The sequence below is a fragment of the Alcaligenes sp. Marseille-Q7550 genome (genome assembly GCF_965112015.1).
In genome coordinates this window covers 795,761-808,403 of record NZ_CBCOPU010000001.1, presented here as the reverse complement: position 1 = coordinate 808,403, position 12,643 = coordinate 795,761, and the positions used below count along the sequence as shown (strand labels likewise).

At 59.4% G+C, this 12,643-nt stretch carries 14 protein-coding genes; 1 reads left to right on the top strand and 13 read right to left on the bottom strand.

Annotated elements, in window-relative coordinates; translation table 11 throughout:
- Positions 1-247 precede the first annotated feature (247 nt).
- The gene (locus ACWPWO_RS03895) at positions 248-682 is read left to right on the top strand and encodes a hypothetical protein (RefSeq protein WP_454004552.1); all 435 of its coding nucleotides are present in this window, start codon (positions 248-250) and stop codon (positions 680-682) included.
- 64 nt (positions 683-746) lie between these two features.
- On the opposite strand, the gene ACWPWO_RS03890 is transcribed toward ACWPWO_RS03895, so the two are convergent.
- From ACWPWO_RS03890 to dacB, 13 genes are all read right to left on the bottom strand, one after another.
- A complete protein-coding gene (locus ACWPWO_RS03890) occupies positions 747-2,057 on the bottom strand; it encodes an amidase (protein ID WP_454004551.1) in 1,311 nt (436 codons plus the stop codon).
- Positions 2,038-3,210 carry an oxamate carbamoyltransferase subunit AllG family protein gene (locus ACWPWO_RS03885; RefSeq protein ID WP_454004549.1) on the bottom strand — a complete coding sequence of 391 codons (1,173 nt, stop codon included), beginning with the start codon at positions 3,208-3,210 and terminating at the stop codon, positions 2,038-2,040. Before ACWPWO_RS03885 ends, ACWPWO_RS03890 begins: the two co-directional genes overlap by 20 nt.
- 9 nt (positions 3,211-3,219) lie before the next feature.
- Positions 3,220-3,834, bottom strand: coding sequence for an NAD-dependent dehydratase (locus tag ACWPWO_RS03880; RefSeq protein WP_454004547.1), 615 nt, complete (start codon positions 3,832-3,834; stop codon positions 3,220-3,222).
- Between the two features lie 54 nt (positions 3,835-3,888).
- Positions 3,889-4,761, bottom strand: coding sequence for an NAD-dependent epimerase/dehydratase family protein (locus ACWPWO_RS03875; protein WP_454004545.1), 873 nt, complete (start codon positions 4,759-4,761; stop codon positions 3,889-3,891).
- 21 nt (positions 4,762-4,782) lie between these two features.
- On the bottom strand, positions 4,783-5,748 hold the full coding sequence (locus tag ACWPWO_RS03870; protein WP_454004543.1) for a PDR/VanB family oxidoreductase: 966 nt from the start codon (positions 5,746-5,748) through the stop codon (positions 4,783-4,785).
- An 18-nt stretch (positions 5,749-5,766) separates the two neighbouring features.
- Positions 5,767-6,990 (bottom strand): aromatic ring-hydroxylating oxygenase subunit alpha, encoded by a 1,224-nt coding sequence (locus ACWPWO_RS03865; protein WP_454004541.1) that lies wholly within the window; start codon positions 6,988-6,990, stop codon positions 5,767-5,769.
- A 236-nt stretch (positions 6,991-7,226) separates the two neighbouring features.
- Complete coding sequence (locus ACWPWO_RS03860) at positions 7,227-8,081, bottom strand: LysR substrate-binding domain-containing protein (RefSeq protein WP_454004539.1); 855 nt, start codon at positions 8,079-8,081, stop codon at positions 7,227-7,229.
- A 132-nt stretch (positions 8,082-8,213) separates the two neighbouring features.
- Entirely contained in the window at positions 8,214-8,606 is a 393-nt protein-coding gene (locus ACWPWO_RS03855) for a hypothetical protein (protein WP_454004537.1), read from the bottom strand.
- Entirely contained in the window at positions 8,603-8,992 is a 390-nt protein-coding gene (locus ACWPWO_RS03850) for a phage holin family protein (protein ID WP_394064246.1), read from the bottom strand. The genes ACWPWO_RS03855 and ACWPWO_RS03850 overlap by 4 nt, the downstream gene beginning before the upstream one ends.
- Positions 8,993-9,156: 164 nt before the next feature.
- Positions 9,157-9,471, bottom strand: coding sequence for a DUF883 family protein (locus tag ACWPWO_RS03845; protein ID WP_454004535.1), 315 nt, complete (start codon positions 9,469-9,471; stop codon positions 9,157-9,159).
- Between the two features lie 156 nt (positions 9,472-9,627).
- On the bottom strand, positions 9,628-10,344 hold the full coding sequence (locus tag ACWPWO_RS03840) for a hypothetical protein (RefSeq protein ID WP_394064242.1): 717 nt from the start codon (positions 10,342-10,344) through the stop codon (positions 9,628-9,630).
- A 119-nt stretch (positions 10,345-10,463) separates the two neighbouring features.
- Positions 10,464-11,099 carry a uracil phosphoribosyltransferase gene (gene upp, locus ACWPWO_RS03835; protein WP_394064240.1) on the bottom strand — a complete coding sequence of 212 codons (636 nt, stop codon included), beginning with the start codon at positions 11,097-11,099 and terminating at the stop codon, positions 10,464-10,466.
- A 71-nt stretch (positions 11,100-11,170) separates the two neighbouring features.
- Positions 11,171-12,619 (bottom strand): D-alanyl-D-alanine carboxypeptidase/D-alanyl-D-alanine endopeptidase, encoded by a 1,449-nt coding sequence (dacB, locus tag ACWPWO_RS03830; protein WP_454004533.1) that lies wholly within the window; start codon positions 12,617-12,619, stop codon positions 11,171-11,173.
- Positions 12,620-12,643 lie beyond the last annotated feature (24 nt).

Below are 12,643 nucleotides of genomic sequence, written 5' to 3'. Positions count from 1 at the left end.
CCAATAAAAACCCCTGCTCGTTTTCATTCTTGAACAGCCCTGTTTTGCAGGGCTGTTTTTTTACGGCGTGAAATCATTGATTTACATTAAAACCAATAAACAAAAACGAAAGTCTGTCTATACAAAAAACATATTCCCATACCGGCTCCTATAGAATAGCCTTCTGTAGAACTCATCATAAGCAGACTCGCTCCCCGCCTACAGCAGACTGAAGGACGACGTTGAACCTGCCAAAGGGATAAGCACCATGACCACCATAAGCCTGACTGACGTAACGGTAAGCAGCGATGTCGCCTCGCGTTCCGAAGGATGGCTGAATGTCCATTTCAGCAATGGTCACACCATCAGCGCCTACTGCCCTGAAGACAATGACAACTGGGCAGCAGGCGCCAAGCATCTGTGCAATACCGATCGGGAGCACCGCCCGCATCCCATCAAGGTGGACACGCTGTTGCTGCAGGCGGCCCATGATGGCAAATACATCATTTTGCAGGCTGACCTGCCCAAGGCGGCCATCCCCATGACCTACGCGCGGCCCGCGGATGAACATGTGTACCTGGAGTTGCCCCATAAACAGCAAAGCGTGTTCAGTGCTGATTTTCTGGCAATCGTCGCCCTTGTTTTTGCTGCGCTGTACGGCTTGAAATGGCTGTTTGAGAAATACTTTCTGCACAAGCTTTAAAAAAACAGCTTGAATAAAAAAACGTCCTGTAAAAACAGGACGCAAGGTGGAAAAAAGCGACAAGTCACACGGCCAGTACAGCGCCCGCATGCAGGAACCTTTGCTGCAACCGCCTGGCCTGCAACAGCAGGGCATCGTCCTGATGCGGCCTGCCTATAAGTTGCAGACCCATGGGCATTTTCTGGCAATACCCCAAAGGCAAGGAGACCACAGGCAGGCCGACAAGCTGCCAGGCTCGACTCATGAAAGGCGCTCCCGTGCCTTCGCTTTTATAAGGTGCAACACCTGATGCAGCAGGAGCAAGAATGAAGTCGACATCATTGCCGTCAAACCATTGCAGCAGCGTGTGCTTGATCGCATCGGCTCTTTGCAACGCGGCAATGTAATCCTGGTGGGGCAAAGCCAGGCCGCTGCGTATCAAACCCTGCATATGGGCACTCAAGGCTTCATGCCGCTGTTGCTCATGGATCAAGTTGCGGGCCGCCTCATAGGCCATGATCTGGCCATGCAGTGTGGTTAGTTCGGCAATGGCCTCCGGCAAGGGAAAATCGATGCACTGATGCCCCTGCTCCAACAGCTCCTTCTGGCAGCCATACAGAGTCTCCAGCATCTTGTCTTGCACGGCGCCCAGGATCTCACCGGAGAAAACACCGAAAACGCAGGGCCCGTGCTTGCCTGGCAAGGCGAGGCTCAAAGATTTGTGCAGCAATATATCCCGTACCAGTATGGTATCGAGCACATCGTTGCTGATGATGCCCAGCGAGTCCAGCGATTGAGCCAAGGGCTGAATATTGCGCAGGGAGAACTCGTTCTTGCTGCCCACATAGCCGATACAACCGCAATAGGAGGCAGGCCTGATCACGGATGCCGCGGTTTGGGTGCCAAAAGCGACAGGCACCATGTAATCAGCGACAGCAGCAGCCGAGCCGCTGGATGAACCGCCCGGCGTGCGCACCGGGTCCTGAGGGTGGTTCGTCTTGCCTGCCGGGAAGTAGGCAAATTCGGTCGTGGCGGTGTTGCCCATCAAAATGCCGCCCGCCGCCTTCATCGCAGCGACACAGGAGGCGTCCATGTCAGGAATGCGATCCTGATGAATGACAGAGCCCATGGTGGTGGGGATACCGGCTGTATCAATGACGTCCTTGACCGCAAATGGCAGGCCCATCAAGGGCGATGCCCTGTAAAACTCCCGGCGGCTCTCGTACTCTGCCAGATAATCTTCCTGATCAATCAGGTATTGCCAGGCGCCAATTTTTTCATCGCGTGTCGCAATGCGCTCATAAAAAGAAGCGGCAATCTCCGGCAGCCCTGCCTCCCCCGTATGAAGCGCATGCAGCAATTGATGCAAAGGTACCTTAAACCACTGTCGTTTCACTCTGCCACTCCCTAAGCGTTCGCAACAATTGGGCATCCACGGTAGCCACGCCGCCGCCGATGCGCCCCCGCTCCCCCGCCCCGTCAATCATGCCCAGCAACACCAGGGGCCCCGTATCACTGGCCATCACATGGCTGAAATCGGTGATGCCCGCGCGACCAGCCAGAAATGGGAGTCTGGTGCACAAAAAACGGCGTTGACGGCTCAGGTAATCAGCAGGCAGGAAAGCCTGCAGGTTCTGGGCGCTCAAGCTGGCCAGGTCCAGGCACTGGCCCCCCAGCCCGACAAAATCCACCACGGCGCTGTCGCCTAATGTGCCCAGTGCTTCCGCCTGCTCATTGCCCGGATCCTTATTGCCGGCTATGGCCGGAGCATCCGCGACCAGCCAGGTAGTCGAGCTTGCCAATTGCAGACCGAAACGCAGCCCGTTGCCCCCCACCTTGACAATCCGATCAATGCCGTCCGCCTGTTCCTGTGTGGCCAGAATCAATGCACTGGCCGCCATCCAGTAGTTCAGCGCCCATGCCAGCGCCCCATAAAGAAAGGTCTTGCTGTGTTCGTCATTAATGCCCCACGAGACAATAATGTCAGCCAGCAAGCGCGAAGCATGCATGGTGCGGGCATGGCCATCGTCGCCATTGAGCAGCGAGGCCTGCAGAATGGGGGACAGGTCCACGCCGCCCCCAAAGCGAGCAGCCAGCTTTGCTCCCAGATCCTGATGCAGCCAGCGCAGATGCGGGACCATTTCATCGGCAAAAATGCCAAGGCGCGTGCACCACTTCATCCCCTCATTCAGCACCGAGTATTTTTTGTTCTCAGGCCGATTGCCATCGCTGACCTCCAGCAGGTACATGGAAGGAGTGGCCACTCCAGCCAGCGGCACCACGACACCGTAGTCCTGTGCAGGCGCCAGTTGCACGCCTCCCTCATCCAACAATGCCCGGGCCTCTGCCTTGCTGGATGCCCAGCCTTCATACAGAATGCCGACCAGCACCGAGTTGCGTATGGCGGCAGGCATTTCCCGGGCATCACGAAAAGGAGGCCCGGCATGCAGAACCAGACGGCCTTGCGACGGCAGAAGGTGTTGCAGCGGTCTGACTCCCGTCCAGAACGGCATGACTGCTGGCGCGCTCTTGTCCACATGCTGAGCCATATCGCCTCCTTACGCCACGCGTACCCAGGTTTCACTGTTCGCCAGGCTGGCGGATTGCGCCCGCGCGCCATTGAAGTCCCGTTCGATCGTGGTGCCCGCCAAAGGAGCGCCATTGACCAGAACCCGGGCCTGCTGCGCGGGGTGGAACACGCACATCATTTCATGCTTCTGGGTCTGGGTCTGGCTTTGCGGCAGGTCCACGCAGATGGCCTGCTGGGTCATCTGATGCCATTGCAGTTCTATTTTCAGATTGGCGCTGGCAGATTCCGCCGCCTCCGTCACGAGCTCGGGAAAGCGATTGACCGTATGAAACACTCCGTCGCTGAGAATCTTCAATTTGTCCAGCGCAACCGCTTTGCGAAACAGACCGAAATGGCGCACGAAGTCGCGGACCAGATACTCGGCCAGGGGCTGGTTGTTGGTGACAAGCAAACGGGTGTCGCTGTCGTCCCCCTCTTCGTAAGGCTTGTCCAGCACCAGAATGGCCTGGCCGCTGCCGTATTCCGAACTGGCGATACGGAAATACAAAGACAAGGAAGACCATTCCTGATCAGGATCGGTTTTCAAGTAGATAAATGGGTTGTCGCCCGTCCAGTCCAAAGTGCCTGTTTTAATACCGGTCATGGCCAGTCTCCGTGTTCAAGTTTTCGATCATTGCTAGGCTTCACGTTGGCGCTGTCAAGCAAGGTCTTTCGCCGCCGCGTATTCTTCACGTAATTGCTTGAAATCCGTGCTGGGCTGCCAGCCCAGGATTTCCTTGGCGGCGCTGCTGCTGAAGATGGAAGCGCGCGGATTGTTTTGGTACCAGCGAGGATGCTTGATTTCAGGCACGGGGCCGATGATGTGCTGATACCATTCGATGGTCGCCAAAGGATGCGAGGTGTCGTCGGCGCCGATGAAGAACACGCCATAGCGCAAGCCCTGGACATTGACCGCGGCCTCGAAAGCACGCGCCAGATCGGCCGCCCAGATGTAATAGAACAGCCAGTTGCGGCCCGGGCCGTCCACAAACTGGATGTATTCGGCAATGGTCTCCGGCAAGACAACGGCCAGCGGACGCAGGCAGATGACTTCCATATCGGTGGCGTCGCTAAAGCTTTTTGCCATCTGCTCCATCAGGATTTTGCTGACGCTGTAAGCCTGGTAAGGCTTGTTTTCATGGGCCTCGTCAACCGGCAGGTACTGGGGTTTCCAGTCGGCGCGCATTTCCGACAGGCCGCAGGCGGAAATGCTGGAGCACAGCACCACTTTTTTCACGCCATTCGCACGACAAGCCTGCAGCACATGCCATGTACCGCGCACATTGACATTGATGTATTGCTCTTCGGCCGCCTTCCAGTCGAAGTCAATTGCAGCCAGATGAATGACAGCATCCGCACCTTTGGTCGCTGCGCGTACCGCCTCCAGGTCCATCACGTCGGTTTGAATGAACGATACCGGGTGCTGGCTGGGCTTCAAGTCCGCCACCACCACGTCCATGGTCTGCATCAGTTGCTGCACCACGTACGACCCTACGCGGCCCGAGCCGCCTGTTACCACCACTTTCTTCATGGTGTTTTCTCCTGTTTATCGTTATAGATCCAAAACCAGTTCGTCTGACAAGGCGCGCGAGACGCATATCATCATGGTTTCATTCGACTGTCGTTCTTCTTTGGACAGCACAAAGTCCCGGTGCTCGGGCAGACCTGAAATCACAACGGTTTCGCAGGTTCCGCACGTGCCGTTCCGGCATGAGCACTTGACCCGTACTCCTTCACGCCTCAAGGCCGCCAGGATGGTTTCGTCGCCCGCCACGGTGATGCTTTTGCCCGATTTCCGCAGTGTCACGGTAAAGCTGTTGCCCTCGAGCAGGCCGGCGCTGGTTTCGACAGAAAACCGTTCCAGCACCAGCCGCCAGCCAATGTCCGCCTGTTCCTGTTGGTAGCTTTCCAAGGCGTTGAGCAAGGCTTGCGGGCCGCAGGAATACACGACGGTCTGCTCGTCCAGCGCCTGCAAGGCACGCTGCAGATCAAACAGGCCATCTTGGTTGGAGGCATGCGTTGTAATGCGTGAGCCGTCCGCCTGTTGCAGCTCTTGCAGAAAGATGAAATCAGCCGCGTTCCTTGCCAGATACAGCAAGCTCCAGTCCAGGCCCGCTGCCGCAGCGGCCTGGACCATGGGCACGATGGGGGTGATGCCGATGCCGCCGGCAATAAAGAAACACTTTTTGTTGGCAGCAAAGGGAAAGTGATTTTTCGGAATGCTGACGGCCAATGCATCACCTTCCTGCAGCACCTCATGGATATACGCAGAGCCGCCACGACCGGCCTCTTCCTTCAGAACGGCTATTTGCCATTCACGGGTATTGGCCTGTTGGCCACAAAGCGAATATTGACGATAAAGCGACTCTGTCTTGGAAACAGCCAGCTCCAGTTCAATATGCGCCCCCGGTTCCCAGACGGGAAATTCGGCTCCATCCGGCAGACCGAGCGTCAGGCCCACGACCCGATCCGACAGCCTGGTTTTTTTCAGCACGCGTGTTTGCAATGTTTGCTGCATGATGCTGCTCCTGCTCTTTTATGCAATCGCTCTGATAGGCAGGACTCGGCTTTCCTCGTCGGCGCGACGGTCTTCAGCACGGTACAGTTCAATCAGCCAGTTCTGCAGGCGCTTGATGACCAGCTCTTCGTTGGTCAGACGGCCACGGGATGCAAAATTCGATTGCATGCCCATGTGAGAACGACGCCATGCGAAGAGGTCCTCAATCATCACTGGGTACAGATCGTCATGTTCCTGGTCGAATTTTTCCTTGTGATCATCACGTTCTAGAGTGGATTGCGGATACATCCAGGACACGCCGTAGGTGGACTGCTTGGCGCTTTTGGGCAACCACATGAAATACTTGACCTTGTCCGGCATGGCGACCAGCAGCAGGTTCGGCGCAACCGTCACGTATGAAAGCCGGGTACGCTCCTGATCAGTCAGAAATGCCATGGGAGGCTGCAGGATGGAGCCGGTATGGGTAGGAGCCGCATCCTTGTGGGTGGAGATCAGGTTGTAGGACACGATGCCGTTGGATACGTCGTTGAAGACGGCGCTTTCATCCACGCGGTCCGGATTGGTTTCGTACATGCCGCCCCACGACGACGCATGCAGAAAACTGCAGTGGTAGCACTCGTCGTTGAAGATCTTCCAATTCCAGTCAAAGCTTTCCATCTTCAGCGGCTCTGAAGACTTCAGTTCGGACATCCGGTAGTTCGCCAGCTGTTCGCCCAGTTTGCCCAGACGGGTATGCAATGCCGGGGCCAAGGGGTCGTAATTGATGAAAATGAAGCCTTCCCAGACTTCCGCACGGATTTTGGGCAGACAGACGCTCTTGGGATCGAAGTCGGCGCCGGCATCGGTCAGGCCCGGGGCGGACACCAGCTCACCGTCCATGTTGTACACCCAGGCGTGCAAGGGACAACTGATGCGGCGCACATTGCCTGTCCCTTCCAGCAACAGCATATTGCGATGACGGCAGACATTCGAGAGCACATTGATCCCGCCGTCACGGGTACGGATGGCGAACAGTGCGTCATTACCGACATCGAATGTGAAAAAGTCCCCGGCGTCGGGAATATCAGTGGCGCGACCGACGCAGAACCACTGCTTCTTCCAGACCGCATTCAGTTCAAACTCAAAGAACGCTTCCGATGTGAAGCACTCCGGGGGCAAGGCAAGAACCTCATCGGTTTCCTGCTGGAAGTAGCTTCGGTCGAATTCTTCAATATCAATCGGTGAGCGTAGGGCTGTGTTCATCTCGATGTCTCCTCTGATTGGCATGAGCGCCATCAATGGCTGGTTGTCAGGTCAGGCCAATCATGCGGCAGGGAGCCATTCTTGAAAATTGAGCAAATTTGACGGATGGATGAGTTTTTTTTGAGGTACCGAGCCAAACCATCGGCTTGTTCCGTCCGGCAAAAGCCGGGACGCAAAAAAAATGCCTGCGAATTCGCAGGCATTTCAGACAAGACAAGGCGGCTAAGCAGACGGTGTTACTGAATGGCGATGGACGCCACCCAGTCGATGAATTCTTGTTCCTGGCTGCTTAAATTGGCTTGCATGGGATAAGCCAGAAAGTACGCATACTCATCCAGGTACACATCAAACAGCTGGATGATCTCCTGCTTCTCGATCAGGGGCTGCAGCAAAGCCGGGCAGCCCAGCATCACTCCCTGACCGTTCAGCACGGCGTTCATGCGTACATTGGTGTCATCGATATGGAAGCTTTTTTTGGCTGTCAGCTCCTGACCCGCGGCCTTGTGCAGCCATTGCTGCCAGCACACATGGTTTTCTTCATGAATCAGAACATGCTGGTTCAAATCGGCTGCGGACTTGATGTCGCCATGCGCCTTCAGGTAGGACGGCGCGCAGACCGGCGTGAGATTGCCGGGGATGATGCGCAAGGTGTTCAAATGCGGCCAGTCGCCCTGCTTGCCCCAGACGATGGCAAAGTTGATGTTGTCTCTGAAAAAATCAGGCGCTTGCAGACGATGCAGCAGGTTGATTTCAATATCAGGATGCTTGAGCCAGAAGTCGTGCAACCGCCGGGTAAACCACATGCTCGAAACAAAAGGCCGCAAGGACAGGTTGATGCGGCTCTTGCCATGCGGCATGCGCAACTCGCTCAAGGCCTGGTTGATTTCATAGAACGGCCGTTGCAGACGATCAAACAAGAACTGCCCCTGCTCCGTCAGCTCCAGTGACCGGTTTTTACGCAGGAACAGCTTGCATCCCAAATACTCTTCCAGAACCTTGATCTGGTGACTGACCGCCGAAGGAGAGACCAGCAGGTCTTCTGCCGCCTTGGTGAAGTTCAACCTCTGTGCTGATACCGTAAAGGTCTTCAAGGCATTCAGTAATGGCACTTGCATGGCGGCCTACGTCTCCTGATCATCTTATTTCCAGAATGAAATTGGAATATAAGCTTAGCAGGCGTCAGCAAGGCGGAGAAAGGACTTCCAGAGAACGAGACCTCAGGCTTATCTGGAATCGCCGCCCCGATCGCGCCGCACCGGCACCAGCACGCTTTCGCGCTTCTTGCGCTGGTGGTCCACAGCGGAGCTGTACAGCTTCCAGCCCGTCAGGGCCAGGGCGCCCAGCCGCACCCAGCGTCCGCCCAGGCTGCTGAGCAGGGCCGAGGCGCTGCTCAGCAACGAGGGATAGCGGCGAGTCAGGGTCAGAGCGCTGCTCAGCAGGCCGCCCATGCTGTGTCCGGACGGCGCCATGCTGCGCAGCAGATTGCCGGGGCGCAGATCGTCGCCCAGCGCGTGGATCTGTTGCGACAGGGCCTGGCGCTCCAGTGCGGCCCGGGCGCGCAGCAATTCAATACGGATGGCCCGCTCCTGCGAGCTCATGCTCTCTTTCGCACTCATTCCCGTTCTCCCGCTTTATCGCCCAGGCGCTCCAGAAACGCGGCGTCACGGCGCAGTTCGTCCAAGGTGGCGGCAAATGGAATGGGGCCGGTGGTCAGTCGCCGACGCACGGCCAGAAACAGTCCCACGCCCAGGACGGCATAGACCACCACCAGGATGCCCAGTGCCACATACCGATAGTCGGTCGGCCAGAAATACAAGGCCAGCAGCAGGCTGAAGACCAGCACGGCCAGGGTGGAGAACAGCAATGCGCCAAACAGCATGCTCAGCAAGGAAATCAGGCTGGCCTTTTGCTGCCCTGCTTCCAGCGCGAACAGTTCGAGACGGGTGCGGGCCGACGACACCAAGGTCGAGCCCAGTTCACTGACGGATTGCCGAAGCGCCATAATATGTCCCTGCTCCACGGCGTCCTGTCATTGCAAGCAATGACGGCCGCCAGATTGGTATAAGAACCTGTTCAAGGCTGCCGACCGGCGCCGCGGGGCGCCGGTCGACAGGACCGGTATGCGCCACGCGCGCCCGCGGCCGCGCGGCGCAAGGCGTGGACGGATCAGCGGCGGCACATGAGCATGCCGAACATCAGGCCGACCACGCCGGCAATGCCGATGGCCTGCCAGGGATTGTCGTGCACGTAATGGTCGGTGGCCTTGGCGGCGCGCACGCTGCGCTCCACCACGGCTTCCTGGGCGTCATGCAGAGAGTCGCGCGTCAAGCGCAGCGAGCGCAAGGCCTTCTCGCGCAGTTCGCCGGCCTTGTCGCCGGTTGCGTCGGCCGCTTCGCGCAGGAGCTTCTCGGCCTCGTCCAGGCTTGCCTTGACCTCGGCGATGAAATTTTCGCTGGTTTCCATACTTTTCTTGGTTGCCATATACAGCTCCTTCTGGTTGAAAGGGATGCACGTTGCGAGCGCATCGCCAAGTTGGTGGCGCGGCTGGGCGCCGGATCGGTACTGTTCGCCGCCCATGGCCCTGCAGCCGGGGGACGGCGCCATTCAATGGGCAGCGACCTCACCTGTTGTACAGGTTTACTTCAATTGCGTCACGTCCACAAGGGAAGCGACGCCGTTCTGCACGCTTTCCTGCTTCATGACCATCTGCACCTCGGGGCAATACCAGTCCGTCACCTGGGCATTGACGCCGGGCAAGGGCAGGCTGATGCCGCTGAAACTGGCCTGCGTGGGTTCGATCTCGCGCTGGTAGCGTATGGGCCAGCATTCATGGCGGCCCAGCGCGGTTTCTATGGTCTGCGCCGCGCCTACCGTCTTGGTGCCGGTGTGGATGCGCAGGGGATTGGTCTGGGCGCGCTTGTCCAGCTGGATCTGGAAATCCTGGCGCGGGAAGGTCTGGCCCTCGCGCAGCGCATTGCGGTCATAGGAGAACAGACCCACCAGGCGCAGGTCGAACGAACCCTTGACCGGCTCCAGCCCGCCGCGTCCGTCGTCGCGCTGAAAGCTGGCGCGTCCATCGCGCACCGTCATGACGTAGTCGATGTTCGGCTTGCTGGCCGGCAGGCCCGCCAGCGCCACGCTGGCCTGGCCGCGCACCCGCGCGCTGCAATGATCGCCGCCGGATTTGGTGACGTCCGAGAACGCCAGGTCGGCGCCCATGGCCAGAAAACCCGAGCCGGTCAGCTGCACCTGCCCGCCGTCGCGCATGAATGGGACGTCGCACAGGCCGGCCCGGGCGGTGCCCAGGCCCAGCAGCAACAGGAACGGCAAAGCAGACCAGACTGGCAGTTTCATGATCTTCCGTTTACTCCAAGGAATCACAGTTCATCCTACCCTATTTATCGCGGAGGCCGGGCCGCGCCCTGGCAAGGGAATGTAAAAAACCGCGACAGCTTCTGGTTCAAGGATACGGGTCAGACCTTCTGGCGCGTCCCGAAGATGCGGTCGCCCGCATCGCCCAGGCCCGGAACGATGTAACCGCTCTCATCCAGGTGGCTGTCTATGGATGCCGTATAGATATGCACGTCGGGGTGATGTTTTTCAAGGGTGGCGATGCCTTCGGGCGCCGCCACCAGCACCAGGGCGCGGATGTTCTTGCAGCCGGCCTTCTTGAGCAGGTCGATGGTGGCCACCATGGAGCCGCCGGTGGCCAGCATGGGATCGACGATCAGGGCCAGGCGCTGGTCCAGGGCGCCCACCAGGCGCTCCAGGTAGGTCTGGGCCTGCAGGGTCTCCTCGTTGCGCGCGATGCCGATCACGCTGACCTTGGCGCCGGGGATCAGGTTCAACACGCCGTCCAGCATGCCTATGCCGGCGCGCAGGATGGGCACCACCGTGACTTTCTTGCCCGCCAGCTTCTCCACTTCCACCTCGCCGCACCAGCCTTCGATGGTGGTGGGCTCCAAGGGCAGGTCCTTGCAGGCCTCGTAGGTCAGCAGCGAGGCGATCTCCTGGGACATCTCGCGAAAGTTCTTGGTGCTCAGGTCCGCCTTGCGCATCAAGCCCAGCTTGTGGCGGATCAGAGGGTGGCGTATTTCGTGTATGGGCATGGTTGCCTGCTAAATAGAGGTACAAATAGAAAAACGGGGTCCGGAGGAACCGGACCCGGATAAAGCGGGGATCAGCGCACGGCCAGCCACTTCACCACGGCGTCGAAAAAGGGCCGGGCCGCGGCGGAGCGCTCGTCGTTGACCATCATGACGACAATATACCGCTTTCCACTGGCGCCCAGCACGTAGCCGGCCAGGGCGCGGCTGTCGCGCATCGTGCCTGTCTTGAGGGGGGCGCGGCCCTGGACTTCGTCATCGCGCAGGCGTCCGCGCACCGTGCCATCCACGCCCGAAATGGCGAAGGAGGAAATGTATTCGGGCATCCAGTTGGAGCGCCAGGCGACCTTGAGCATGTCGGCCATGCCGCCGGCGGTGACGCGCCCGTTGCGCGACAGTCCCGAGCCGTTGTCCACGACCCAGCCGCGGGTGTCCACGCCCTGGCGGGCGAGAATGGACATGACGGCGCGCTCGCCGCTGGCCACCGTGGCGCCCTGGCCGCTGGTCTCGGCGCCCACCGTCAGCAGGATGGTGCGCGCCATGACATTGTTGCTCTGCTTGTTGATGATGCGGATCAGGTCCGAAAGCGAGCGCGAATCGTGCCAGGTGATGGCCTGGGCATTGCCCGGCACGCGGCCGGTCCGGATGTCGCGCGCCAGCGTGCCGCCCAGGTCGCGCCACAAGGAACGAAACAGCTTGTCGAAGAATTCGGTCTGCGAATGCACCAGGCGATAGACGCTGAACTCGCCGCAGGAGGCCGCCGCCTTGCCGCTGACGCGGATGACGATATCGCGCCCCTCGGGGGCGACCTGCGTGCCCACCACCGGCGAACCGGGGCAGACCGCCGTGGACCACTCCACCTCGCCCTGTACGCGCACGCCGGGCAGCGGGGGATCGACGATGGCGACCCACTTGCGCGCCTGGGCGTCGGGTTGGAAGACCAGGCGGGACGCCCCCAGGCCGACCATCATGGCGTCGGGACTGGCGTTGTAGGGCCGGTCTCCCGCGTTGTCGAAATCGCCCGGATTGATGGTGACGTTGCCGAAGATGGAACGATCGACGACGACCTCGGTCAGATTCTTCACGCCGCGCAGCCGCAGCTCGCGCAGCATGTCCCACAACTCCGGCACGGTCAGGAACGGATCGCCGCCGGCCTTGATATACAGAGGTCCCTTCAACGTGCCCTGCTCATCGACCTGCAAGCCGCCCTGCGCCATCAAAGTGGTGCGCCAGGTATATTCCGGCCCCAGGGCCGACAGGCCCGCCCAGGTGCTGACCAGCTTCATGACCGAGGCCGGGTTGCGCGGCTCCTGGGCATTGACGCCGATCAGGCGCGCGCCGTCGGCCTCGTCCACCACGATGGACAAGGCCGATTGCGGCAGGCGGCTGGCGCCCCAGACCGTGGCCAGTTCGGGCGGCAAGGCCTGCGCCAGGGCGAGCGTGGCCCCTTGCGCCACCAGCAGCGCGGCGAGCGCCAACTGTTTGCAGCGGTTCAAAACAGGCTTTGCCATCAGGGCCGTCATGCACGCGTCTCCGTCAGTTCGTTC

Coding starts and splice junctions, on each gene's coding strand:
- ACWPWO_RS03850 (WP_394064246.1), bottom strand. CDS start 8,992: ATGGCGCTTCGGCAATCCGTCAGTGAACTGGGCTCGACCTTGGTGTCG.
- ACWPWO_RS03840 (WP_394064242.1), bottom strand. CDS start 10,344: ATGAAACTGCCAGTCTGGTCTGCTTTGCCGTTCCTGTTGCTGCTGGGC.
- dacB (WP_454004533.1), bottom strand. CDS start 12,619: ATGACGGCCCTGATGGCAAAGCCTGTTTTGAACCGCTGCAAACAGTTG.
- ACWPWO_RS03865 (WP_454004541.1), bottom strand. CDS start 6,990: ATGAACACAGCCCTACGCTCACCGATTGATATTGAAGAATTCGACCGA.
- ACWPWO_RS03855 (WP_454004537.1), bottom strand. CDS start 8,606: ATGAGTGCGAAAGAGAGCATGAGCTCGCAGGAGCGGGCCATCCGTATT.
- ACWPWO_RS03875 (WP_454004545.1), bottom strand. CDS start 4,761: ATGAAGAAAGTGGTGGTAACAGGCGGCTCGGGCCGCGTAGGGTCGTAC.
- upp (WP_394064240.1), bottom strand. CDS start 11,099: ATGCCCATACACGAAATACGCCACCCTCTGATCCGCCACAAGCTGGGC.
- ACWPWO_RS03885 (WP_454004549.1), bottom strand. CDS start 3,210: ATGGCTCAGCATGTGGACAAGAGCGCGCCAGCAGTCATGCCGTTCTGG.
- ACWPWO_RS03845 (WP_454004535.1), bottom strand. CDS start 9,471: ATGGCAACCAAGAAAAGTATGGAAACCAGCGAAAATTTCATCGCCGAG.
- ACWPWO_RS03895 (WP_454004552.1), top strand. CDS start 248: ATGACCACCATAAGCCTGACTGACGTAACGGTAAGCAGCGATGTCGCC.
- ACWPWO_RS03880 (WP_454004547.1), bottom strand. CDS start 3,834: ATGACCGGTATTAAAACAGGCACTTTGGACTGGACGGGCGACAACCCA.
- ACWPWO_RS03870 (WP_454004543.1), bottom strand. CDS start 5,748: ATGCAGCAAACATTGCAAACACGCGTGCTGAAAAAAACCAGGCTGTCG.